This is a genomic window from Streptomyces sp. SPB162 (genome assembly GCF_029504575.1).
Lineage (GTDB): Bacteria > Actinomycetota > Actinomycetes > Streptomycetales > Streptomycetaceae > Actinacidiphila.
Genome location: NZ_JAQFII010000001.1, coordinates 1,236,752 through 1,259,485 on the forward strand (window position 1 = coordinate 1,236,752; position 22,734 = coordinate 1,259,485).

23 protein-coding genes and 1 pseudogene are annotated in these 22,734 nt (G+C 73.4%); 16 read left to right on the top strand and 8 right to left on the bottom strand.

Annotation, left to right across the window (positions count from 1 at the left end):
• Window positions 1-61: 61 nt before the first annotated feature.
• Entirely contained in the window at window positions 62-427 is a 366-nt protein-coding gene (locus tag M2266_RS05715) for a leucine zipper domain-containing protein (RefSeq protein WP_277441078.1), read from the bottom strand.
• Between the two features lie 127 nt (window positions 428-554).
• Window positions 555-1,115, bottom strand: a complete 561-nt coding sequence (locus M2266_RS05720; RefSeq protein ID WP_277437149.1) for a GNAT family N-acetyltransferase — start codon at window positions 1,113-1,115, stop codon at window positions 555-557.
• Between the two features lie 57 nt (window positions 1,116-1,172).
• On the opposite strand from M2266_RS05720, the gene M2266_RS05725 reads away from it, so the two are divergent.
• Entirely contained in the window at window positions 1,173-1,559 is a 387-nt protein-coding gene (locus M2266_RS05725) for a VOC family protein (protein WP_277437150.1), read from the top strand.
• Here the strand turns inward: M2266_RS05725 and M2266_RS05730 are convergent.
• On the bottom strand, window positions 1,543-2,973 hold the full coding sequence (locus M2266_RS05730) for a PLP-dependent aminotransferase family protein (protein WP_277437151.1): 1,431 nt from the start codon (window positions 2,971-2,973) through the stop codon (window positions 1,543-1,545). The two genes, M2266_RS05725 and M2266_RS05730, sit on opposite strands and share 17 nt — an antisense overlap.
• Between M2266_RS05730 and M2266_RS05735 the strand changes: the two genes are divergently transcribed.
• Complete coding sequence (locus M2266_RS05735) at window positions 2,972-3,865, top strand: DMT family transporter (protein ID WP_277437152.1); 894 nt, start codon at window positions 2,972-2,974, stop codon at window positions 3,863-3,865. The genes M2266_RS05730 and M2266_RS05735 overlap by 2 nt on opposite strands.
• A 148-nt stretch (window positions 3,866-4,013) precedes the next feature.
• Entirely contained in the window at window positions 4,014-4,541 is a 528-nt protein-coding gene (locus M2266_RS05740; protein ID WP_277437153.1) for a DUF5134 domain-containing protein, read from the top strand.
• A 21-nt stretch (window positions 4,542-4,562) separates the two neighbouring features.
• Here the strand turns inward: M2266_RS05740 and M2266_RS05745 are convergent, their stop codons facing one another.
• Complete coding sequence (locus M2266_RS05745) at window positions 4,563-5,681, bottom strand: hypothetical protein (protein ID WP_277437154.1); 1,119 nt, start codon at window positions 5,679-5,681, stop codon at window positions 4,563-4,565.
• A gap of 277 nt (window positions 5,682-5,958) precedes the next feature.
• Here M2266_RS05745 and M2266_RS05750 point away from each other — a divergent pair, with 277 nt between their 5' ends.
• From M2266_RS05750 to M2266_RS05780, 7 genes are all read left to right on the top strand, one after another.
• Complete coding sequence (locus M2266_RS05750) at window positions 5,959-6,897, top strand: M56 family metallopeptidase (RefSeq protein ID WP_277437155.1); 939 nt, start codon at window positions 5,959-5,961, stop codon at window positions 6,895-6,897.
• A 323-nt stretch (window positions 6,898-7,220) separates the two neighbouring features.
• Window positions 7,221-8,495, top strand: a complete 1,275-nt coding sequence (locus M2266_RS05755) for an FAD-dependent oxidoreductase (protein WP_277437156.1) — start codon at window positions 7,221-7,223, stop codon at window positions 8,493-8,495.
• On the top strand, window positions 8,492-9,217 hold the full coding sequence (locus M2266_RS05760) for a DUF1365 domain-containing protein (protein ID WP_277437157.1): 726 nt from the start codon (window positions 8,492-8,494) through the stop codon (window positions 9,215-9,217). Before M2266_RS05755 ends, M2266_RS05760 begins: the two co-directional genes overlap by 4 nt.
• Window positions 9,218-9,279: 62 nt before the next feature.
• Entirely contained in the window at window positions 9,280-10,560 is a 1,281-nt protein-coding gene (locus M2266_RS05765) for a cyclopropane-fatty-acyl-phospholipid synthase family protein (protein WP_277441079.1), read from the top strand.
• The gene (locus tag M2266_RS05770; RefSeq protein ID WP_277437158.1) at window positions 10,557-11,360 is read left to right on the top strand and encodes a DUF1295 domain-containing protein; all 804 of its coding nucleotides are present in this window, start codon (window positions 10,557-10,559) and stop codon (window positions 11,358-11,360) included. Before M2266_RS05765 ends, M2266_RS05770 begins: the two co-directional genes overlap by 4 nt.
• A 158-nt stretch (window positions 11,361-11,518) precedes the next feature.
• Window positions 11,519-12,169: a TetR/AcrR family transcriptional regulator gene (locus M2266_RS05775; RefSeq protein ID WP_277437159.1), complete on the top strand. Its 651-nt coding sequence runs from the start codon at window positions 11,519-11,521 to the stop codon at window positions 12,167-12,169.
• Between the two features lie 89 nt (window positions 12,170-12,258).
• Window positions 12,259-13,599 carry an FAD-dependent oxidoreductase gene (locus M2266_RS05780; protein WP_277437160.1) on the top strand — a complete coding sequence of 447 codons (1,341 nt, stop codon included), beginning with the start codon at window positions 12,259-12,261 and terminating at the stop codon, window positions 13,597-13,599.
• A gap of 114 nt (window positions 13,600-13,713) precedes the next feature.
• Here M2266_RS05780 and M2266_RS05785 read toward each other — a convergent pair whose 3' ends face one another.
• Window positions 13,714-14,085 (bottom strand): helix-turn-helix domain-containing protein, encoded by a 372-nt coding sequence (locus M2266_RS05785; protein ID WP_277437161.1) that lies wholly within the window; start codon window positions 14,083-14,085, stop codon window positions 13,714-13,716.
• Window positions 14,086-14,201: 116 nt separating this feature from the next.
• Here M2266_RS05785 and M2266_RS05790 point away from each other — a divergent pair, with 116 nt between their 5' ends.
• Window positions 14,202-15,293, top strand: coding sequence for an NADH:flavin oxidoreductase/NADH oxidase (locus M2266_RS05790; protein WP_277437162.1), 1,092 nt, complete (start codon window positions 14,202-14,204; stop codon window positions 15,291-15,293).
• Window positions 15,294-15,329: 36 nt separating this feature from the next.
• On the opposite strand, the pseudogene M2266_RS05795 reads toward M2266_RS05790, so the two are convergent.
• Window positions 15,330-15,473: pseudogene (locus M2266_RS05795) on the bottom strand (oxidoreductase); the annotation flags it as partial.
• A gap of 219 nt (window positions 15,474-15,692) precedes the next feature.
• Between M2266_RS05795 and M2266_RS05800 the strand changes: the two are divergent.
• From M2266_RS05800 to M2266_RS05820, 5 genes are all read left to right on the top strand, one after another.
• Window positions 15,693-16,781 carry a sialidase family protein gene (locus M2266_RS05800; RefSeq protein ID WP_277437163.1) on the top strand — a complete coding sequence of 363 codons (1,089 nt, stop codon included), beginning with the start codon at window positions 15,693-15,695 and terminating at the stop codon, window positions 16,779-16,781.
• 19 nt (window positions 16,782-16,800) lie between these two features.
• A complete protein-coding gene (locus M2266_RS05805; protein ID WP_277437164.1) occupies window positions 16,801-17,478 on the top strand; it encodes a uracil-DNA glycosylase in 678 nt (225 codons plus the stop codon).
• Between the two features lie 25 nt (window positions 17,479-17,503).
• On the top strand, window positions 17,504-18,346 hold the full coding sequence (locus M2266_RS05810) for a phospholipid scramblase-related protein (protein WP_277437165.1): 843 nt from the start codon (window positions 17,504-17,506) through the stop codon (window positions 18,344-18,346).
• 4 nt (window positions 18,347-18,350) lie between these two features.
• Window positions 18,351-19,367: a BadF/BadG/BcrA/BcrD ATPase family protein gene (locus tag M2266_RS05815; protein WP_277437166.1), complete on the top strand. Its 1,017-nt coding sequence runs from the start codon at window positions 18,351-18,353 to the stop codon at window positions 19,365-19,367.
• Window positions 19,368-19,464: 97 nt separating this feature from the next.
• Window positions 19,465-20,334 (top strand): hypothetical protein, encoded by an 870-nt coding sequence (locus M2266_RS05820; RefSeq protein ID WP_277437167.1) that lies wholly within the window; start codon window positions 19,465-19,467, stop codon window positions 20,332-20,334.
• A gap of 66 nt (window positions 20,335-20,400) precedes the next feature.
• Here M2266_RS05820 and M2266_RS05825 read toward each other — a convergent pair whose 3' ends face one another.
• Both M2266_RS05825 and M2266_RS05830 read right to left on the bottom strand, forming a co-directional pair.
• Window positions 20,401-21,444, bottom strand: a complete 1,044-nt coding sequence (locus M2266_RS05825; protein WP_277437168.1) for a lactonase family protein — start codon at window positions 21,442-21,444, stop codon at window positions 20,401-20,403.
• A 74-nt stretch (window positions 21,445-21,518) separates the two neighbouring features.
• Entirely contained in the window at window positions 21,519-22,667 is a 1,149-nt protein-coding gene (locus tag M2266_RS05830; RefSeq protein WP_277441080.1) for a nitric oxide synthase oxygenase, read from the bottom strand.
• Window positions 22,668-22,734: the final 67 nt, after the last annotated feature.

Consider the following 22,734-nt stretch of genomic DNA (forward strand, 5'->3'; position numbering starts at 1 on the left):
GAGATCACCGCGGCGCTCGACCCGGAACTGGTCGGCGAGGTACTGGGGGTCGTCCGCGATCTCAAGGAGCAGGGCATGACGATGGTGATCGCCACGCACGAGATGGGCTTCGCCCGTGAGGTCGCCGACCAGGTCTGCTTCCTCGACGCCGGCGTGGTACTGGAGCGCGGCACGCCGAAGCAGGTGTTCGGGGCGCCGGCGCGGGAGCGCACGCAGCGCTTCCTGCGGCGCTTCGCGGAGGCCGGGCGGCTCTAAGGGGTGTTGTGAAAGTCCCGCCTGGCCCGCGACGCCCGGCCCACCGCTGGGCGGTGGTGGGCGAGACCTGGAAGCGTTCGGCGGCCCGGCGCAAAGTCCAGCCGTCGTCCACGACGCAGCGGGCCAGGCGTAGGCGTCCGGTCTCGGTCAGGGGTGCATCACGGTGGGGCACGAGGGCCTTTCTGTTGGTGTGGACGTCGCAATCCACACCGAACAGGAAGGCCATCACCCGTTCAAGATCCCCCTTGCCGAGACCTGAATCACCCGTCCGCAACCTCCCGAGACAGAACAGCTAGCGGTCAGCCGGTGGCCGCGGTCGCGAGGTCCTTCACCAGCAGTTCGAACTCCAGGTCGTCGCGCTGCGGCAGCCCGAAGCGCTCGTCCCCGTAGGGGAAGGGATGCGTCTGACCGGTCCGGGTGTAACCGCGGCGCTCGTACCAGGCGATGAGGTCCACGCGCGCCGTGATGACCGTCATCTGCATCTGCGCCACGTCCCACTCCTCGGCCGCGAAGCGCTCGGCCTCCGCGAGGACCGTCTTCCCGAGGCCGCCTCCCTGCGCCGACGGCCGGACCGCGAACATTCCGAAGTAGGCGTGGTTCCCGCGCCGTTCGAGGTGGCAGCACCCGATCAGCTCGCCCGCGCGCTCCACCAGGACGAGTCGGCTGCCCGGCTTCTCGATCACCTCGACGACACCGGCCGGATCCGTCCGCTGCCCCTCCAGGATGTCCGCCTCCGTCGTCCACCCGGCCCGGCTCGCGTCCCCCCGGTACGCCGACTCGACGAGTGCGACGACGGCGGGGGCGTCGGCCGGCGTGGCCGTGCGGAAGGTCGGCTGCACTGTGCGCTCGCTGGTGTCCATGGGGCCGAGGCTACCGGCAGACGCATCCGGGGTGCGGGGGGCGGGTAGCTACAGCGCATGGTGAATGTGGTGAGCAGCCGGATCCTGTTGCAACCGGCCGACCTGGAACGATCCCGCGCCTTCTACCGGGACGATCTCGGGCTGGCGATCTACCGGGAGTTCGGCAGCGGTCCCGAGCGCGGCACGGTGTTCTTCCTGGGCGGCGGCTACCTGGAGCTCTCCGGGCGCTCCGGGGCGCCGATGAGTTCGGCGCTGCGCGTCTGGCTGCAGGTCCCGGACATCGCCGCGGCCCACACCGAGCTGGCCGACCGCGGGGTCCCCGTGCTGCGGCCTCCGCTGAAGGAGCCGTGGGGGCTGTTCGAGATGTGGATCGCGGATCCGGACGGACTGGAGATCGTCCTGGTGGAGGTGCCGGCCGACCACCCGATCAGATACCGGCCCTGACTTCGGCGAAGGCGGTCGCGAGCCGGCGGATCCCCTCGTCGATCTCCTCGCTGCCGCTGGTGTCGGCGAAGCTGACGCGGATGTACGGCGCCGGGGCCTCCGCGGCGAAGTAGGCGCGTCCGGCCGCGACCGCGACCGAGGCGCGCAGCGCCGCCGTGCACAGCGCCGTCTCGTCGGTGCCCTCGGGCAGCCGCAGCCACAACAGGTAGCCGCCGGCCGGGACCCGGTCGGGGACCAGTTCCGGCAGGTCGCGGCGGAGCGCGGCCAGCATCGCGTCGCGCCGCTCGCGCAGGCCCGCCGCGACGGTCCGCAGGTGGCGCGGCCAGGCGGGCGCGCCGACGAGTTCCAGGGTCGCCTCCTGGAACGGGCGGGGGACGAAGAAGCTGTCGACGACCTGGATGGCGCGCAGCCGTTCCACCACCGGCCCGCGGGCGATGAGCGCGCCCACCCGCAGACTGGGCGAGGTGGGCTTGGTCAGTGACGTCACATGGACGACGGTGCCGTGCGGGTCGTCGGCGACCAGCGGCGCGGGCAGCGGGCCGCCGTGGCCCAACCGCCGGGCGAAGTCGTCCTCGATCACGAATGCGCCGGCCGCGCGGGCGATCGCCGTGACCCGCTCCCGCCGCGCCGGGGCGAGGACCGCGCCCGTCGGATTCTGGAAGAGCGGCTGGCAGAAGAACACCCGCGCACCGGTGGCGTCGAAGGCTTCCTCGAGCAGGTCCGGCCGTACGCCGTCGGCGTCGGTCGGCACCGGGACCGGCCGCAGTCCGGCCGCGCGGGCCACCGCGAGCACACCGGGGTACGTCGGGGACTCGACCAGCAGCGCGGAGCCGGGCGGGGCGAGCGCGCGCAGCGCGGTGGTGAGCGCGGCCTGGCCGCCCGCCGTGACCAGCACCTGGGCGGGTCCGACGCCGGCCTCCCGCGCGAACCAGGCGCGCAGCGCCGTCAGCCCCTCCACCGGCGGCCGGTCCCACGCTCCGGGCCGGCGGGCCGCGCGCGCGAGCGCGGCGCCGAGGGCTTGCTGCGGCTGGAGGTCCGCGTGCAGATAGCCGCCGTTGAGCGGGATCACGCCGGGCGGCGGAGCGGCGAGGGTGGCGAGCACGCCGGAGGCGTCGACGACGCGGGGCGCGGGCTCGGCGTGCTGGTCCCCGGCGGTCAGGGCGACCTGCTGCCATGAGGTGTCGGCCAGGGCGGCGGGGGGCGCCGCCTGCGACCGGTACGTGCCGGAACCGGGGCGGGTCTCCACCAGACCCTCGGCCGCGAGCGCGGCCAGCGCTCGGGAAACGGTCACGGGGCTGACGCCGAACCGGTCGACGAGCGAACGACTCGACGGCAGTTTCGCTCCCGGCGAGAAGCGCTTCAGCTCCCCCCGCAGCACGTCTGCCAAGGAAGCCGAACTGCTACTGTCATTCATGACAGCACACAATAGCGCTATCGCTCTCCGGCCGATAGCGGTGAACGGCACCGCCCTCGCCGCCCTCGGCGTCGCGATCTTCTCCTTCACCTTCCCCGCGACCCACTGGGCGCTCGGCGGCTTCGGGCCGTGGACCACGGTCGCGGTACGCGGCGTACTGGCCGCGGTCATCGCGGGTGCCTGTCTGCTCGCCGGACGGGCACCGGTCCCCGCGCGGAAGCACTGGCCGGGGCTGCTGGTCGTCGGGCTCGGGGTCGTCGTCGGGTTCCCGCTGCTCACGACCCTGGCGCTGACGACCACCAACACCTCGCACGCCGCCGTCGTCATCGGCGCCCTGCCGCTGGCGACCGCCATCGTGGCCGCCGCCCGGGAGGGGAACCGCCCGTCGCGGACCTTCTGGGCCGCCGCCGTCGCGGGCGCCGGCGTGGTCACCGTCTTCACCCTCGCGCAGAGCGGCGGGGCACCGACCGCCGGTGACCTCTACCTTTTCGGCGCGCTGGCGGTGTGCGCGGCGGGCTACGCCGAGGGCGGCCGGCTGGCGCGGGTAATGCCCGGGCTGCGGGTCATCTCCTGGGCGCTGCTCGCGATGCTGCCGTTCACCCTGGTCGGCTCGCTCCTCGCCCTGACCTTCGAGCCGGTGCACCTCAGCGGCCGGCCGCTGCTGGGGCTGGCGTACCTCGCGGCCGTCTCCCAGGTCCTCGGCCTCATGGTCTGGTACCGGGGCATGGCCGCCATCGGCGTCGCCCGCGCCAGCCAGCTGCAACTCGCGCAGCCGCTGCTGACGCTGGTGTGGTCGGCGGCGCTGCTCGGCGAGAACCTGGGCGCCGCCACCCCGCTCGCGGCGGTCGCCGTGCTGGTCTGTGTGGCGGTCACCCAGCGCGCCCGGACGTGACCGCGACCCGACCGTAGCGGGCGCCCCCCGGGTACGTCCGTGCGCTCGGGTGTGCGCCCTCGTGGCTGGGCAACTCTCCAGCGGACCGCCGTCGCCGACGGACGCGGGGCGGCCGGTGGGCGGGAACGCCGCGAACGGGAGGCCGGTCATGCACGGACCACCGCTGGTGGGGTGGCTGCTGGTCGTACTCAGCGCCGCGACGGGGCTGTCGTGCCTGCTGCGGCACGCCGCGCGCGACGAGGCCCTGATGGGGGCCGGCATGGCGGTGATGGCCGTACCGCTGTCCGTACTCGACCCCAGGCCCTGGGTGACGCTGCTGCTCGCGGTGGTCTTCGCCGCCGCGGCCGTCCGGGCCCTGCTGCTCGCCCGGCGCCCCGGTCACCATCTGCACCACGCCCTGGGCGCCGCCGCGATGGTCTACATGGCGGCGGCGATGGGCACGTCGGCCCCCGCCGGCGGCCACGCCGGGCACCCCGCGGCGGGCGCTCCGCTGCTGACCGGGGCGCTGCTGCTGTACTTCGCCGGGTACGTCCTGGCGGCCGGGGCCCGGCTGGTGACGGTGCCGGCCGTCGCCCCGGCGGGCGGTCCGCCGGCCGGGGCGCCGATCGCGCCGGAACTGGCGGCGTGCCGGGTCTCCATGGCGCTGGGCATGTTCGCCATGCTGCTGGCGCTGTGACCCCGGTCGTCCCGGGGCGCGTCAGCAGGCGAGGGCGAGCGGCGGGTGCCAGACCTGGCCGTCGCCGGGGGTGCCGGACGGCGGGGTGGAGTTGAGCGGTACGAACCGCATCCGCGCTCCGGCCTCGTTCCGGTCGCCGGTCCACAGGTCGATGGACTGCCAGGCCTGCCCGTCGACGACCGACACGGTGCGGGCCTGTCCGCCGCAGCTGTTGGCGGAGATGAGACGGCGGCCGTTCGCGGGCTGGCCGAACCCGAGGTTGGGGGGCGCGACCCAGCTCCCGTACAGGTTGGTGGTGGTGGCGTAGCCGGTACCGGTACCGGTGCAGTAGCCGCAGCCGGGATCCGAGTAGGTGAGGAAGTACTGCCCGCTGGAGCGGTCGTACCAGCCGCCGGGGCTCTCGATGTTCTTCAGTCCGGCGACGCTCAGTCCGCCCACGCCGGACCCACCGACGCCGTACACGTTGAGCTCCTCGATGGAGAGGGAGAGCGCGCCGCCCATCGTGCACACCAGCGCCGGCGCGGCGCCCGGGGTGACGGAGTCGATGAAGCCCATGTCCCCGTTCCCGGTGCAGAACTTCAGGCTGGGCTTGGCGTACGAGCCGTACGGCGGACCGGCGGAGGGACCGCAGGGGCCGGCGGGTCCGTTGCAGCCCATCGCGTTGTAGGCGTGGGTCTTGTCGCGGGCGAAGTCGGCCGGGGAGTTGAACCACAGGATCCACACCCCGTCGTCGCTGCCCCAGCCCCTGCGCTGGATCATCCGGGCGTTGAAACAGCCCGCCCCGGTACCTCCGCACTCCACCTGCCAGGACGTTCCGGTGAACGGATCGGTCTCGTTCGGGCCGAACAGCAGGGTCGGTGTGGACCACGGGCCCAGGAGCGAGGGCGCGGTGGACACCTTGAACCCGCAGAACGGCGTGTTGGCCGTCCCCCACTGGAACCCGCAGCCGTACGCGGTGCCGTACGCGTAGTAGGTGCCGCCGAACTGCTGGACGGTGCCGTCATGCAGGTCGAGCGAGGCGGGCAGCGTGAACGCCGCTGGTCCCCCGGGCGCCGGGTCGGCGTGGGAGACGGACGCGCTCCCGAGGAGCGCGACGCAGGAGAGGACAAGGGCGGCGAGCAGAGCACCGATACGGCACACCACGCCTCCAGTTCGGTGAGGTCCTCGCGGACGAGGTCGCGGGCGAGTCGTTCCGATGATCGGCTCGCATCACGCAGCGTAGGGGGAGGGTTCCGGTACGTGGCGCGACGCGGCGGAGCGCCGCCCGACGTCACCCATAGCGACGAAGCGAAGTGCGGCGTGCAAGGGTCGGCGTGCGGGACGGGTGAGGCGTGAGGGGCGAGGGGTGTGTGAGGCGTGCATCACTTAGTGCGGCGGACCGTACCCGCGGATCCACCCGCCTCCTAGGCTGGGCGCCATGACGGTCCCGTTCGTGCTGCTGGTGGTCGGCGCACTGGCGGCGGCGATGACGCCGCGCCTGCTGTCCCGTGCCGCCTGGCCGGAGCGCGAACCCGTGCTGGCCCTGTGGGTCTGGCAGTGCGTCGTCGGCGCCGTCCTGCTCTGCTGTGTCCTGGCGATGGCGCTCAGCGCCGCGGCGGCCTCGGCCGCGGTGCGCTGGCACCTGTTCGGCTTCGCCCCGCACGGTGTCGTGGACGCGTACGGTCTGCCCGGCTACGGGCGCTGGGCCGGATCGCTGGCGATCCTGCTGGCCTGCGGCGGCGTGTGGACCGCCGCGATGCTCACCCGCGAGGTGCGCGGGGCACGCGCACGACGCCGGCAGCGGCGCGCGGAACTGCTCGTCCGCTCCCCCCGGCTGCCCGGCGAGGAGCCGCCGGCCGGTGACCGGCTGGTGGTGCTGGAGGGCGACCGGCCCGACGCCTGGTGGCTGTCGGGCGCGCAGCCGCAGCTGGTCGTCACCACGGCCGCGCTGCGCCGGCTCAAGGGCCGCCAGCTCGACGCCGTACTCGCCCACGAACAGGGCCACGTCCGTGCCCGGCACGATGTACTGCTGCACTGCGCGGGTGCGCTGGCCTCGGGCTTCCCGCAGGTCCCGGTCTTCGCCGGGTTCCGCGACCAGGTGCACCGGCTGATCGAACTGGCTGCCGACGACACCGCCTCCCGCCGCTTCGGCCGGCTCACCACGGCACTGGCGCTGGTCGAGCTCAACGAGGACCGCGGGGTCTTCGGCCCCTGCCCGACCCCGCTCGCCGAACTGCCGCGCCGGGTGCACCGCCTCCTGGACCCGGCCCCGCGACTGGCCCCGGTACGCCGCGCGAGCCTGACCGCCACCGCCCTCCTCGTCCCGGCCGTCCCCCTGCTGATCGCCTTCGTCCCGGGCCTCAACGCGCTCACCTAGTGCTCTGGCCGGAAGGGTTTGCCTGCTTCGCGGCGTCCGGCGGGGTGCGTCGCACGGCGGAGGATCGTCCTCGCACCGGTACTCGGACGACTCCGACAACGCAGCGAAGTGCCCTGCCGGACGCCGCGAACCGGTGAACCTTTCCAGCCAGAGCTCTAGGCCGGCCCAAGGGCGTGTCGTGTCGCGGGCCAGGCGGGACTTTCACCACACGCCCCAGCCCGCCGGAACCGCGGAAGATCCTCAGTCTTCCGCGGTCGCACCAATCCGCGCCCGCCGCCGTTCCGAATACCCGACAGGACATGCGGGTGCGAGGAGGGCGGGCTGTGATGACGGAACGACGTCGGGTCGCGATCATCGGGAGCGGGATCGCCGGACTCAGCGCCGCGCACGTCCTGGGCGGGACGCACGACGTCTCGCTCTTCGAGGCGGACGCCCGGCTCGGCGGTCACGCCGACACCCATGAGGTGGTGGCCGCGGACGGCGGCCGGGCGTTCGCCGTCGACACCGGATTCATCGTGCACAACCGCCGTACGTACCCGCTGCTGACGCGGCTCTTCGCCGAACTGGGCGTGGCCACCCAGGAGACCGACATGAGCATGTCGGTGCGCTGCGACGGCTGCGGCCTGGAGTACGCGGGCGCCCGTGGCGCGGCGGGACTCTTCCCGCGCCCGGGCAACGCGGCCAACGGCCGCTATCTGCGGCTGCTCGCCCAGGTACCGCGCTTCCACCGGGCCGCCCGCGAACTGCTGGCACGGCCGGCGGACGGCCCGGAGCCGACCCTCGGCGCGTTCCTCGCCGAACGGCGGTTCCCGCCCTACTTCGTCTCGCACTTCATGACGCCGCTGGTCTCCGCCGTCTGGTCCTGCGGCGCGGAGCAGGCCGCCGGCTATCCCGCCCGATACCTCTTCCGCTTCCTGGACAACCACGGGATGCTCGCGGTGACCGGCGCCCCGGCCTGGCGGACCGTCACCGGCGGCTCGCACGAGTACGTCCGCCGGATCGCCAAGCAGCTGACCACCGTGCACACCTCCGCCCCGGTCCACGCGCTCACCCGGCACCCCGGCGGCGTGCGGCTGCGGACCCGCGACGGCGCCGAGCACACCGCGGACGCCGTGGTCGTCGCCGTCCATCCCGACCAGGCGCTGCGGCTGCTCGCCGACCCGACGCCCGCCGAGGCCGAGGTGCTGGGCGCGTTCTCCTACTCCCGCAATCCCGCGCTGCTGCACACCGACGCCTCCGTGCTGCCGCGGGCCCGCGGCGCGCGAGGCTCCTGGAATTACCTGCTGCCCTCGTGCGAAGCCACCCCCGACCGGGTCCTGGTCAGCTACGACATGACGCGTCTGCAACGGCTGGGCACCCCGCGGGAGTACGTCGTGACCCTCGGCGGCGAGCGGCTCGTCGACCCGGCCCTGGTCCTGGACCGCATGGACTACGCGCACCCGGTCTTCACCACGCGCTCGGTCGCCGCGCAACGCCGGCTGCCGGAGCTGAACGGCTCCGTCACCACGTTCGCCGGGGCTTACCACGGCTGGGGATTCCACGAGGACGGCTGCCGCTCCGGGGTCGCAGCGGCGGCTGCGCTGGGGGTGCGGTGGTGACCGCGGCACTGTACGAGTGCGTCGTGGCGCATGTGCGCACCGCACCGCTGCGGCACGCCTTCCGGCACCGTACGTACCTGTGGCTGGTCGACGTGGACGCGCTGCCCCGACTGCCGCGCCCACTGCGTCCGCTGGCCCGTTTCGAGGCGCGCGACCACTTCGGCGGCGGGGCGCCGAGCATCCGGGCGGGGCTCGACCGCTTCCTCGCGGCGAACGGGGTGGAGCGGCCCGGCGGGCGGGTGCTGATGCTCACCGCGGCGCGGGTGTTCGGCCATGTCTTCAACCCGTTGACCGTCTACTGGTGCCACCGCTCCGACGGTTCGACGGAGTGCGTCGTCGCCGAGGTGCACAACACCTACGGCGAACGCCACTGCTACCTGCTGCGGCCCGATGCCGAGGGCCGGGCGGGTACCGCGAAGGAGTTCTACGTCTCGCCGTTCTTCCCGGTGGACGGCGCGTACCGCATGCGGCTGCCGGAGCCCGGCGCGCGGCTCGACCTGACGGTCCATCTGGAACGCTCCGGCACCCGGCCGTTCACCGCGACGCTGCGGGGTGAACGGCGCCCCGCGACCACCGCGGGCCTGCTGCGGACGGCCCTGCGGCACCCGTGGCCGACCGCGGCCGTCTCCGTGCTCATCCGGCTGCACGGCGTCCTGTTGTACCTGCGCGGCCTGCCCGTGCGGCCCCGTATCCCGCACCGACCCCAGGAGGGTGTGCAGTGACTGCGCCCGTCTTTCGTCCGACCGCCGCCCGTACGACCGTTCCCCGTCCGCCGACGGCCCGCGTGCCCGCGGCCCGCGGTCTGCCGGTGGACGCGGAACGGTGGCCCGACATCGTCCGGGTGCCCGGCGCTCCGGTCCGCGCGGCCGTCGCCGAGCGCCTGGTACGGCGGGCGCTGGCCGGCCTGCCGCTGCGCCTTGGCCTGCCGGGCCGCGCCCCCGAGGGGTCACCGGACGCGGACACCCCGCTGCTGCGGGTGCACCGGCCCGGCCCCTTCTTCGCCCGGATAGGCGCATCAGGACTCGTCGGTTTCGGCGAGTCGTACATGGCGGGCGAATGGGACTCCGACGACCTGGTCGGGGTGCTCACCGTGCTCGCCTCGCACGTCGGGTCCCTCGTCCCGGCCCCGCTGCAGCGGCTGCGCGGCGCCTGGGCGCTGCGCAAGCCGTCGGCCCAGCGCAACACGGTCGCGGGGGCGCGCGGCAACATCAGCCGCCACTACGACCTGTCGAACGACCTGTTCGCACTCTTCCTGGACAGGACCATGACGTATTCGGCGGCCCTGTTCCCACCGGACGGAGCACCCGCCGACGCCCGGTCCCCCGAGGGGGACGAGCCGCTGACCGTGGCCCAGCACCGCAAGATCGACCGGCTGCTGGACCTCGCTTCCGTCGGACCCGGCACCCGGCTGCTGGAGATCGGCACCGGGTGGGGCGAGCTGGCGCTGCGGGCGGCGCGACGCGGCGCGGAGGTGGTGACGGTGACCCTGTCGCGGGAGCAGCGCGAGCTGGCCCGGCTGCGGATCCGCGAGGCGGGGTACGAGGACCGGGTGACAGTACTGCTGCTGGACTACCGGCAGGTCCACGGCGAGTACGACGCCGTGGTCAGCGTGGAGATGGTCGAGGCGGTCGGCGAGGAGTTCTGGCCGGTGTACTTCCGCGCGCTGGAACGGCTGCTGGCCCCCGGTGGGCGGATCGCACTGCAGGCCATCACCATGCCGCACGAACGGCTGCTGGCCTCCCGGCGCACCTTCACCTGGATCCAGAAGTACATCTTCCCCGGCGGTCTGCTGCCCTCGGTCACCGCCGTCGAGCAGGTCCTGGCCCGCCACACGGGGTTGCGGATCACCCAGGACACCGGGTTCGGGCCGCACTACGCCCGGACGCTGCAGCTGTGGCGCGAGCGCTTCACCGAGCGGGCCGCCGAGGTGACGGACCTGGGGTTCGACGAGACCTTCCGGCGGATGTGGACCTTCTACCTGGCCTACTCCGAGGCCGGGTTCCGGTCCGGCTACCTGGATGTGCGCCAGCTGCTGCTGACGCGCGGCGCGGAAGGCATCCGATGAACGAATTCCCATGGGGCGACTTCGCCACCGGCCTCGCGGCCTCGGCCGGCGCGGCGCTGGCGGTGCTCCTCACGGCCTTCGCCGTCGGCGCGGCGAAGGGCCTGCACCGCGTCGTGGACGTGGCCTGGGGGACGGCCTTCGCCGCGGTGGCGGCCGTCTCGTACGCGCTGTCCGCGGGCCACGGGGACGAGGCCCGGCGGCTGCTGGTCCTGATCGCGACGACTGCCTGGGGGCTGCGGCTGTCCGTGCACATCGGCGTGCGCGGCTGGGGCCACGGCGAGGATCCGCGCTACGGGCGGATGCTGTCGCGCGCGCCCGGTAGCCGCAACCTGTACGCGCTGCGCATGGTCTACCTGCTGCAGGCGGTACTGGTGTGGGTGGTCGCCCTCCCCGTCCAGTTCGCCATGTACGTGCCCGGCGCGCTCAACGGGTTCGCGTCGGTGGGCGTGGCGCTGTGGCTGGTGGGGTTCTTCTTCGAATCCGTCGGCGACTTCCAGCTCGCCCGCTTCAAGCGGGATCCGGCCCACCGCGGCGCGATCATGGACCGCGGGCTGTGGAGCTGGACGCGGCACCCCAACTACTTCGGCGACTTCTGTGTCTGGTGGGGACTGTTCCTGCTCGCCTGCTCGACCCCGCTCGCGGCCGTCACGCTGGTGTCGCCGCTGGTCATGAGCTTCCTGTTGATCCGCGGGAGCGGCAAGCCGACGCTGGAGCGACATATGGCGCGCCGTCCGGGATTCGCCGAGTACACCACCCGGACCAGTGGTTTCTTCCCCCGGCCGCCACGTCACCGCTCCTGAGCGGCTTCGGCCGCCCGCGCGCTGTGACCGGGTCGACGCCCGGCGGTCCCCCGCGCCGCCGGGCGCCGATCCAGGCCCCCGTTCCCCGCGTAGCCGCGTAGGCTCGCGGGGGTGCGTTGAGTATATTGGCTGTGAGCCAGTCAACGCAGGAGTAAAGCATGTCTCCCCGAAGCGCATCGGTCAATGAAGAGATGCGGCGGCGTTCCCGGGAACGGCTCCTGCAGGCGACGGTGGAGCTGATCGAGGAACGCGGCTACGAGGCCACCACCCTCGCCGACATCGCCGACCGGGCGGGTTCCGCCCGCGGTCTGGTGTCGTACTACTTTCCGGGAAAGCGCCAGCTCGTGCAGTCCGCGGTGCACCGCCTGATGCATCTGGAGCTGGCCGCCGCGCTGGAGCGGGAGCCGCGCACCGAGGACGGCCGGGAGCGGATGGCGCGGGCCATCGACGCGATCCTGGGCCTCACCCAGACACACACGAAATTGATGCGCACGCATATGGCGTCGATCCTCGAGGGCGAGGGCTTCATCCAGTGTGCCGAGCAGCAGCGGCTCGCGGCACTGTTGGAGAACACGGTCGTCCGCTGGGGCGCGGAGGATCCGGGGGCGGAGTACCCGATGCTGCGCGCGCTGCTGATGGGCGCGGTGGTCGCGCTCCTGGTGCCGGGCGTGCCGATGCCGCTGCCCCGGCTGCGGGCCGAGCTGTTCACGCGGTACGGGCTGGACTGGGAGCTGGGCGTTCCCCCGCCCGTCGACGGTCCCGGGGCAACGGCGGTCGGCCGCCGCCCGGTGCGCTCACCGCGGCACTGAGGCGGCGCCCGCGGCTCCGGGGACGGCGCGCGCCCTCCCGCAACGCGATGCGATGGCGCATGCTGGGCGTAGGCGGAAGGAGCCAGCTTGTGCTTCGTGTCGCAGTAGTCGGTTCAGGTCCCAGTGGTGTGTACGTGGCCGAGGCGCTCACCCGGCAGACCTCCGTGCCCGATGTGGCGGTGGACGTCCTCGACCGGCTGCCGTGCCCGTACGGCCTGGTGCGCTACGGAGTGGCGCCGGACCACGAGAAGATCAAGTCTCTGCAGGGCAATCTGCGGCAGGTGCTGGAGGACCCGCGGGTGCGCTTCCTCGGCAACGTCGAGGTGGGCCCCGGGCTCGGCCCGGAGCAACTCGGCGAGCTGTACCACGCGGTGGTCTACTGCTTCGGCGCCGCCGCCGACCGGCGGCTGGGCGTCCCGGGCGAGGATCTGCCCGGCAGTTACTCCGCCACCCGGTTCGTCTCCTGGTACAGCGCCCATCCGGACGAGCCGCCGGAGGGGTTCGCGCTGCTCGCCCGGTCCGCCGTGGTGATCGGGGTCGGCAATGTCGCGGTCGACGTGGCCCGCGTCCTGGCGCGCGGCGCGGACGAGTTGCGGCACACCGACATCCCGCAGTCGGCGCTCACGGCCCTGGACTCCAGCCAGGTCACCGATGTGCACATGGTGGGGCGGCGCGGTCCCTCGCAGGCGAAGTTCACCACCAAGGAGCTGCGCGAGCTGGGCGGACTGTCCGGCGCCGATGTCATCGTGCACGCCGACGAGTTGGCACTCGATCCCGGGTACGCCGATCCCTCCGGGCTGTCGACCGCGGCCCGGCGCAATGTCGAGGTGCTGCGGGAGTGGACGACGCGGGTCCCGCAGGGCCGGCCGCGCCGGATCCACCTGCGGTTCTTCCTGCGCCCGGCCGAACTCCTCGGCGACGGGCGGGTGTCGGGCGTCCGTTTCGAGCGGACGGTCCCCGACGGGCTCGGCGGCGTGCGCGGGACGGGGCAGCTGGAGGAGATCGGGGCGCAGCTCGTTCTGCGGTCGGTGGGGTACCAGGGCGTGCCGCTGCCGGGCCTGCCGTTCGACGAGCGGCAGGCGGTGGTGCCGAACGACGGCGGTCGGGTGCTGCGGGACGGGGTGCCGTCACCCGGCGAGTACGTCGCCGGGTGGATCAAGCGCGGGCCGACCGGGGTGATCGGCACCAACCGGCCCTGCGCCAAGCAGACCGTGGCGGCGCTCCTCGAGGACGCGCCGCGGCTGCTGGCCAGATCACTTCCCCGCGATCCGCTGGAGGCGCTGCGGTCGGGCGGCGGAGATCCGGTGGCGTGGCCGGGCTGGTTGTCGATCGAGGCCGCAGAGATGGCGCTCGGCCGGTCGCTCGACCGGGGCACCGTCAAGATCCAGGCCTGGGAGCGGCTACTGGCCGCCGCGCGGCCGGCCGGCTGAGCCTTCCGTCGTCCTCAGCGGTGGGCGGCTTTCCTCAGCGGTGGGCGGCTTTCCTCAGCGGTGGGCGGCTTTCCTCACCGGTGATCGGCTTTCTTCACCGGTGATCGGCTTTCTTCACCGGTGGGCGGCCGGGCCCCCGCCGAGCCGCGCGCACTGCCCGTCGAGCGCGGCCAGCACGGTGTCCAGGAGACCGGGGAAGAGCGCGTCCAGATCCTCGCGGCGCAGGCCGCTCATCTTGGACGTGCCCCGGTAGTTCTGCTCGATGACACCGGCCTCGCGCAGCACCCGGAAGTGGTGCGTGGTGGTGGACTTGCTGACCGGCAGCACGACCTCGGAGCAGGCCAGCTCCGTCTCGGCGACGGCCAGGGTGTGCACCACGTGCAGTCGCATGGGGTCGGAGAGCGCGTGCAGCACGCCCTCGAGGCGGATGGCCGCGCGCTCCGGGTGCTCCAACGCGCGGACGGTGGGGGCGGTCTGCGGTGTCATGGCTCCATAGTACGAGGCCTCTCGTAGTTTGACATCAACCGTAGTACGATGCCTATCGTAGAAGGCGGCCGGTGAAGCGATCCGGCGACCCCCACGACTATGACGAGGAGAGCGTCGTGAGCGCACTGTTCGAGCCCTACACCCTGCGGTCCCTGACGATCCCGAACCGCGTGTGGATGGCGCCGATGTGCCAATACAGCGCACCGGTCGACGGCCCGGAGCAGGGCGTGCCGCAGGACTGGCACTTCGCGCACCTCGCCGCACGGGCGACCGGCGGCACCGGCCTGATCCTCACCGAGGCGACGGCCGTCAGCCCGGAGGGCCGGATCAGCCCGGCCGACCTCGGCCTGTGGAACGACCGGCAGCAGGAGGCGTTCGGCCGCATCACCACCTTCCTCAAGGAGCAGGGGACCGTCCCCGGGATCCAGCTCGCCCATGCCGGTCGGAAAGCATCGACGGACCGGCCCTGGCGCGGCGGCGGCCCCGTCGGCACGGAGGACCACGGCTGGCAGCCCGCCGGCCCGAGCCCAGCGCCGTTCGCCGACGGGTACTCCGTACCCCGGGAGCTGACGACCGGGCAGATCGCGGAGATCATCGCCGCGTTCGCGGACTCGGCCCGGCGGGCGCTCGCGGCCGGCTTCCAGGTCGTCGAGGTGCACGGCGCCCACGGCTACCTGATCCACGAGTTCCTCTCCCCGCACAGCAACCACCGCACCGACGAGTACGGCGGCAGCTTCGAGAACCGGATCCGCCTCGCGCTGGAGGTCGTCGACGCGGTGCGCGCGGTGTGGCCGGCGGACCTGCCGGTCTTCTTCCGGGTCTCCGCGACCGACTGGCTGACGGAGAACGGCGAGGGCGAGGGCTGGACCGCCGACGAGACCGTCCGACTGGCGAAGGAGCTGCGCTCCCACGGCGTCGACCTGCTCGACGTCTCGACCGGCGGCAACGTCCCCAAGGCCCGGATCCCGACCGGCCCCGGCTACCAGGTGTCCTTCGCCGAGCGGGTCAGGACCGAGACCGACCTGCCGGTGGCCGCGGTCGGCATGATCACCGATGCCGCACAGGCCGAGGAGATCGTCGCAACCGGCCGCGCGGACGCCGTCCTGCTCGGCCGCGAACTGCTGCGCGACCCGCACTGGGCGCTGCGCGCGGCGCGGGAACTGGGCGCGGACTCCCGTGTCCCCGACCAGTACGGATGGGCAATCTGAGAGCTGCGCCGAAGCGGCTCGGGGGCTGGGGCGGCGCTACGGGACGACCGGGTCCACGGAGCCGCCGCCGACCCGGAGCGCGCCGCCGGTGGTGGCGGACGCCTGCGGCGAGCCGAGGTAGACGACCATGTTGGCTGTCTCCTCGGGCAGGCCCCGGCGCGCGCCGGCCCGGTCGCGATGACCGCCCCGATGCCCCGCGTCGACCCCGTTGCCAGGGCGGCCTTTCCGGTGCGGTCGATGCGCACGACGCGGGCCCGTTCGGTAGATCGCCGGGATGGATCGCCCGGTAGATCACCGAAGCCCGGGAAGGGGGCGCGGGACGCGGCGCGGGGGCCATTGTCAGTGGCGGGGTGTTGAATCTGTGACGTCGGACACATTCCATCCTGGAGGCGGCGTGCCATGAACGACGTACTGCTCGCGGTGGGCACTCAGAAGGGCCTGTTCCTCGGGCGCGGGAACGGCCGCGGGGGGTGGGAGTTCAGCGGCCCGCACTTCCCCATGCAGGCGGTGTACTCCATCGGCATCGACACCCGCCGCGACGCCCCCCGCCTGCTGGTCGGGGCGGACAGCTCGCACTGGGGGCCCTCGGTCTTCCGCTCCGACGACCTGGGGGCGAGCTGGCACGAGCCCGCCAGGCCCGCCGTGAAATTCCCCGCGGACACCGGCACGTCCCTGGAGCGCGTGTGGCAGCTGCATCCGGCCGGGCCCGCCGCTCCCGACGTGGTGTACGCGGGCACCCAGCCGGGCGCGCTGTTCCGCTCCGAGGACGGCGGGGAGAGTTTCGCCTTCGTCCGCAGCCTGTGGGAGCACCCGCAACGGGCCGAGTGGAACGCGGGGTTCGGCGGCCAGGCGGTGCACACCGTGGTGACGGATCCGCGCAACGCCGACGCGGTGACCGTCGCGGTGTCCACCGGCGGGGTCTACCGCTCGCTGGACGGCGGGGCGAGCTGGACACCGTCCAACACCGGGGTGCAGTGCACCTTCCAGCCCGACCGGTTCCCGGAGTTCGGCCAGTGCGTGCACAAGATCGCGCAGGACGCCGAGGACCCGGACCGGCTCTACCTGCAGAACCACGGCGGGGTCTACCGCAGTGACGACGCGGGTGCGAAGTGGTCGGCGATCGACGCCGGCCTGCCCGCCGACTTCGGCTTCACCATCGCCACCCATCCGCGCCGCGGCGGCGTCGCCTACGTCTTCCCGCTCACCGCGGACGCCCACCGACTGCCGCCCGACCTCCGCTGTCGGGTCTTCAGGACCGAGGACGCGGGCGGGACGTGGGCCCCGCTGTCCGAGGGGCTGCCGCAGGAGCCGCACTACGGCGCCGTGCTGCGGGACGCGCTGTGTCTGGACGACGCGGATCCGGCAGGCGTGTACTTCGGCAACCGCAACGGCGAGGTGTACGCCAGCGCGGACGAGGGCGACAGCTGGCAGCTCGCCGTCTCCCATCTGCCCGACGTCCTCTGCGTGCGTGCGGCCGTCCTCGGTTGAGCCACTAGAGTGACGGATCGTGACAGCGCGACCGTTGAACGAAATCGTCGAGGCCGGCTGGGCGAAGGCCCTGGAGCCGGTAGCCGGGCAGATCGGCGCGATGGGAGACTTCCTGCGCGCCGAGATCGCCCAGGGGCGCACCTACCTTCCGTCCGGGGCCAACGTGCTGCGCGCGTTCCAGCAGCCGTTCGACGAGGTGCGGGTGCTGATCGTGGGTCAGGACCCGTACCCGACGCCCGGTCACGCGGTGGGGCTGAGCTTCTCCGTGGCCCCGGACGTGCGCCCGCTGCCCGGCAGCCTGGAGAACATCTACCGGGAGCTCGGCACCGACCTCGGCGTGCCCCGGCCGTCCGACGGAGACCTGACGCCGTGGACACGCCAGGGCGTGCTGCTGCTCAACAGGGCGCTCACGACGGCGCCCCGCAAGCCCGCGGCACACCGCGGCAAGGGCTGGGAAGCCATCACCGAGCAGGCCATCCGGGCGCTGGTGGCGCGCCGCACCCCGCTGGTGTCAATCCTGTGGGGCCGTGACGCCCGCAATCTGCGCCCGCTCCTCGGCGACCTGCCCGCGCTCGAAGCGGCCCACCCGTCACCGATGTCGGCGGACCGCGGTTTCTTCGGCTCCCGGCCGTTCAGCCGGGCCAACGCCCTGCTGACAGGACTCGGAGCCGATCCTGTGGACTGGCGCCTGCCCTGACGGACCCGGACTGTACGCTGCCCGGGTGACCACGCATTCGAATACTCCTGCGGGCTGGTACGCGGACCCGCAAGGCACCCCGAACCTGCTCCGCTACTGGGACGGATCCCAGTGGACCGAGCACACGAACACCGGCCAGGCGGGCCAGGTGCCGCAACAGCCGGCGAACAACGCCTGGGAGCTGAACGTCGACGGCGGCCACGACCCGTCCAAGGTGCAGCGCCAGGTGCAGCACCAGGCGGGCGTCGCGCCGACCGGCGGTGGCGGCGGCACCCTGTTCAGCGAGCCGATCCTGGTGGTGAACCAGAAGGCCAAGCTCATCGAGTTGAACAACGAGTACAGCGTCTTCGACCAGCAGGGCCGTTCGCTGGGCTCGGTGAGCCAGGTCGGCCAGAGCACGGCGCGCAAGGTACTGCGCTTCGTCTCCAGCGTGGACCAGTTCCTCTCGGTCAAGCTGGAGGTGCGCGACGCCCACGGGCAGCCGCAACTGCTGCTCACCCGCCCGGCGAAGTTCATCAAGTCCAAGGTGATCGTGCAGCGTCCGGACGGACAGACGCTCGGCGAGATCGTCCAGCAGAACGCCATCGGTAAGATCAACTTCTCGTTCGAGGTCAACGGGCAGAAGATCGGCGCCATCAAGGCCGAGAACTGGCGCGCCTGGAACTTCGCGATCGTCGACCACACCGAGACCGAGGTCGCCCGCATCACCAAGACGTGGGAGGGCCTGGCCAAGACCATGTTCACCACGGCGGACAACTACGTCCTGCAGATCCACCGGCCGCTCTCCGAGCCGCTGCTGAGCATGGTGGTCGCCTCCGCGCTCACGGTGGACACCGCGCTCAAGCAGGACTCCCGCGGGCTCGGCTGACCCGATGGCCGCTTCCGGCGGTTGGGTCCTCGGTGTGGACTCCGGCGGCTCCGGGGTGCGGGTGGCACTGGCCCGCGCCGACGGCACCGCCAGGTCCGCGCCGGCCTCCTCGAAACGGCCCGCCGTGGTCGGCGAGCGGGGAATCGACGCCGGCAGCCTGCTCGACGAGGTACTCCCCGCCGCCCGTGAGTTGATGCGGGCGGCGGGCACGGAGACGCTCGCCGCCGCCGCGGTCGGCGCCGCCGGCATGGCCACCCTCGGCGACGACCTGCGCGCCGCGCTGCCCGGTGCGCTGCGCGAGGCCTTCGGGGTGCGGTCGCTCGCGCTCGCGGCGGACGCCGTGACGGCCTACGCGGGCGCCCTCGGCATGCGCCCCGGCGTCGTGGTCGCCGCGGGCACCGGCATGATCGCCCTCGGCACCGGGCTCGACGGCTCCGGCTGGCGCCGCGCCGACGGTTGGGGCCATCTCCTCGGCGACGCCGGCGGCGGCGCCTGGATCGGCCGCGCCGGGCTGGAGGCCGCCCTGCGCGCCCACGACGGCCGGGCGGGCGGCTCCGCCGCGCTCCTGGAACGTGCGGAAGCGCTCTTCGGCCCGGTCGACGACCTGCCGGCACAGCTGTACCCGCGGCCCGACCGTCCGGCCGTACTCGCCTCGTTCGCCCCCGCGGTGGCCCGCTGCGCGGCCGCCGACCCGGTGGCGGCGGACATCCTGCGCCAGGCCGCACGGCACATCCTGGAGACGGCCGCGGCCGTCCGTCCGACCGCCGGAGCCGCCGGCACCGGCTCCTGCCGGACCGCACTGACCGGTGGTCTGTTCACGATGGGCGAGCCGCTACTGGGACCGCTGCGCGAGCTGGCTCCCGAGGTGTTCCCCGAGGCGGAGTTCGTGCCCGCCGATGGAGATCCACTGCTCGGAGCCCTGCGCATCGCCGGGGCGCTCGCCTCGGGCGCGCTGTCGCTGCCGGAGGACCCGGCATTGCTGCACATCCGGATGCACGTGCATCCGCACAACCAAATGTGACCAAACGTGAAGGAAATTCGGACGGATCGGGACAGGTCCCCCCTAGGACGTACCCACCCGAACACCCGCGCACCACGAGGCATTAGCATGCGACGCCATGAGCACTGCCACTGGCCCCGCACCCGGCCTCCCCGTTCGAATGCCGCGTCCCCGCCAGCCGGGACGCCACCGCCGACCGGAGCCCCTGGCCGCGCCCGAGGGCGCGCCGGTGCTGGTTCTCGCTGTTCCCGGCACCCCGACCCCCGCCGTGCGCAGCCTGGCGGAAGAGGTCCTGAGCATCGCCCGTTCCGAGCTGTCGGGCCTCGACCCGCGCATCGGCTACCTCGAAGGGGACGACACCGAGTTCCCGACGCTGGAGGCCGTGCTGACGCAGGCCGCCGCCGACCGCGCCGACGACTCCCCCGCCGCTGTCGTGGTCCCGCTGCTGGCCGGGCCCGACGCCTCGGTGGTCCGCCGGATACGCCAGGCCGTGACGGACAGCCGCTGCGGCACCGAGGTGACCGACGTCCTCGGCCCGCACCCGCTGCTCGCCGAGGCGCTGCACGTGCGGCTCTCCGAGGCCGGTCTGGCCCGCGCCGACCGCGCCCGGCTCTTCACCGTGGCGACGGCGGCCGACGGCATCATCCTGGCCACCGTGGGCGGCGAGGAGGCCGTCCAGGCGGCCGGTGTCACCGGTCTGCTGCTCGCGGCCCGCCTCGCGGTGCCGGTCCTGGCCGCGGCGCTGGACGTGGACGGGTCGATCGCCCGCGCCGCCGAGCAGTTGCGGTCCTCCGGCTCCACCAACCTCGCCCTCGCACCGTGCCTGATCGGTCCCGAGGTCGCCGCCCAGCTGCTGCACTCCGCCGCCGAGGAGGCGGGCTGCGCCGGCGCGGACGCGCTCGGCCCCTACCCGGCGGTCGGCAAGCTCGTGGTCGCCAAATACACGACCGCGCTCGGTATCGCCCCGCAGGGCGCCCCGGTGCACTGACGTTCCGAAAAGACGGTGCGGGCGGCGCTTTCCGCGCCGCCCGCACCGTCTTTCGTTCGGAACCGCTCAGCGCAGCAGCACGCAGGACGCGGCCGGCACGTCCACCGAGCCGGCCTGCTGGGGAATACCGGTCTCCTGGTCGATGTCGAACCAGGTCACGTCGCCGGACCGCTCGTTGGCCGCGTACAGCCGGCGGCCTGACGGGTCGGCGGTGAGGTGGCGCGGCCAGTCCCCGCCGCAGGGGACGGTGTCCAGCAGCTCCGTGCTCTCCCCCGACGCGTCGAGGGAGAGCACGGCGATGCTGTTGTGGCCGCGGTTGGCCGCCCAGGCGAAGCGGCCGTCGGGCGAGACGACCAGCTCCGACGGGTAGTTGGGCTCCTCCGGGCCGGCCGCGCCCTCGGGCAGCACCGACACCTCCGTCACCGGCCGCAGCGATCCGACAGCCGCGTCCCACCGGCAGACGGTGACGACGGACCGCAGCTCGTTCATCACGTACGCCCGGTCGCCGCGCGGGTGGAAGGTCATGTGCCGCGGCCCGGCCCCGGAGCGCAGCCCCAGCTCCCGCTCGATCTCCAGCACACCGGTGGCCGCGTCCAGCTCGCACACCCGCACCGAGTCGGTGCCGAGGTCGACACTGAGCAGCCAGCGGCCCGAGGGGTCCGGCAGGACCATATGGGCGTGCGGACCGGTCTGGCGGTCCTGGTCCGGCCCCTCACCCTCGTGCTCCAGCACGCTGCGCACCGCGTCGAGTCCGCCCGCCGCGTCGAGGGCCAGGACGCTGACGCCGCCCGACGTGTAGTTGGCGGTGAACAGGTGCCCTCCGTGCAGGCACAGGTGCGTGGGCGCGCTGCCGCGTACCGGCACGGTGCGGCCGGACTGCCGCGGCGCGGTGGGGTCCGCCAGCGAGAAGGCGGCGACGCCGCCCTCCCGCGTCTCGCTCACCGCGTACAGCACCTCGCGGTCGGCGGAGAGTGCCAGGAAGGACGGGTCGGCCACCTCAGCCGCCGACCCCAGCACGGTGAGCGCACCGGTCCCGGGGTCGACGGCGGCCGTGGTGAGACCGTGGCCGCCCGCCGACGTGAACGATCCGATGTATGCGTGCGCCGCCACCACTGCTCCTGTCGCTCCAGCTACGTGTGCTGCGGTGACATTAGTGGGCGGCGCGGCCGGCCGCGCGGGCGGGGCTACGCGGGCGCCGTCCTGGGACACGTGCCGGGGTCCGTCCGGGGCGTGGCGGAGCGGTGCACGTACGCCGGGGTGCGGTCCCCCGTCGCGTAGTAGCGGTGGAACACCTCCGTGGCCGAGCCGGAGATCGGCGGCACGATCCACGACCAGTCGGCCGGCACGCTGCGCCCCTTGCTCTCCTCGCGGTCGACGTGGGCGAGGAAGCGCCGGGACTCGGTGTGGTGGTCGGTGACGGTGGCGCCGGCCCGGTCGAAGGAGTGCAGGACGGCCCGGTTGAGTTCGACCAGGGCGCGGTCCTTCCACAGCGACCGGTCGCTGCTGGTGTCCAGGCCCAACCGCCGGGCGAACCGCGGCAGCAGGTTGTAGCGGTCGGTGTCGGCGAGGTTGCGGGCCCCGATCTCGGTGCCCATGTACCAGCCGTTGAAGGGCGCTGCCGGGTAGCGGATCCCGCCGATCTCCAGGCTCATGTCGGAGATCGCCGGGACCGCGTGCCAGCGCAGTCCCCATTCGGCGAGCCACTCCAGTTCCGGGTGGACGATCGGGATCTCGAAGAGCGCGTCGGCCGGAAGGGTGAACAGACGCGGCGCCTCGCCGCGGCCCTGCACGATCAGCGGGAGGACGTCGAAGGCGGTGCCCGGTCCGCGCGGCCAGCCCAGCCGCTCGGCCGCGTCGGTGAGGCCGACGTTGCGCGGATCGCCCGTCACCCCGCCGTCCGCGCGCCGGTAGCCCGCGTACCTGATCAGCTGCTCGTTGTGGATCCGGGGTCCGGGCAGGCCCGGTGCGTCGGGCGCGAAGACGGTGATGACCGGCCGGATCCGACCGCCGTTGGACGCCGCGCGCAGATGGGCGGCCGACTCCTCGGCGACCCCGGCGGCGTCGGAGATCCGGCGCCGGTCGCGGATCCGCAGGGAGTTCCAGTACAGCCGCCCTATGCAGCGGTTGTTGTTGCGCCAGGCGACCCGGGCGCCGAAGACCAGTTCCTGTCTCGTGTGCCGGTAGGTGCCGGTGGCGTCGATCTCGGCCCGCACCCGCGTCAGGCGGGCGTCGAGACCGTCGGCGTCGGCCTCCTCGCGGTGCAACTGCCGCAGGAACTCCCTGGCCAGCGGCCAGACCTCGCTCTGCGCTCCCCGCTGCTCCGGAGGTCGCACCACCGGGCGTGGGGCGGTCGCCTCCGCTGTCCGTTCCTGACGCGCCCCGACGTCGGTCCTTCGTAAA

Excerpts from the sequence above, each read along its gene's own strand:
- M2266_RS05775 (WP_277437159.1), top strand. The coding sequence starts at position 11,519 with ATGTCTCCCCGAAGCGCATCGGTCAATGAAGAGATGCGGCGGCGTTCC.
- M2266_RS05820 (WP_277437167.1), top strand. The coding sequence starts at position 19,465 with ATGAGCACTGCCACTGGCCCCGCACCCGGCCTCCCCGTTCGAATGCCG.
- M2266_RS05720 (WP_277437149.1), bottom strand. The coding sequence starts at position 1,115 with ATGGACACCAGCGAGCGCACAGTGCAGCCGACCTTCCGCACGGCCACG.
- M2266_RS05800 (WP_277437163.1), top strand. The coding sequence starts at position 15,693 with ATGAACGACGTACTGCTCGCGGTGGGCACTCAGAAGGGCCTGTTCCTC.
- M2266_RS05815 (WP_277437166.1), top strand. The coding sequence starts at position 18,351 with ATGGCCGCTTCCGGCGGTTGGGTCCTCGGTGTGGACTCCGGCGGCTCC.
- M2266_RS05740 (WP_277437153.1), top strand. The coding sequence starts at position 4,014 with ATGCACGGACCACCGCTGGTGGGGTGGCTGCTGGTCGTACTCAGCGCC.
- M2266_RS05750 (WP_277437155.1), top strand. The coding sequence starts at position 5,959 with ATGACGGTCCCGTTCGTGCTGCTGGTGGTCGGCGCACTGGCGGCGGCG.
- M2266_RS05770 (WP_277437158.1), top strand. The coding sequence starts at position 10,557 with ATGAACGAATTCCCATGGGGCGACTTCGCCACCGGCCTCGCGGCCTCG.
- M2266_RS05735 (WP_277437152.1), top strand. The coding sequence starts at position 2,972 with ATGACAGCACACAATAGCGCTATCGCTCTCCGGCCGATAGCGGTGAAC.
- M2266_RS05785 (WP_277437161.1), bottom strand. The coding sequence starts at position 14,085 with ATGACACCGCAGACCGCCCCCACCGTCCGCGCGTTGGAGCACCCGGAG.
- M2266_RS05730 (WP_277437151.1), bottom strand. The coding sequence starts at position 2,973 with ATGAATGACAGTAGCAGTTCGGCTTCCTTGGCAGACGTGCTGCGGGGG.
- M2266_RS05725 (WP_277437150.1), top strand. The coding sequence starts at position 1,173 with ATGGTGAATGTGGTGAGCAGCCGGATCCTGTTGCAACCGGCCGACCTG.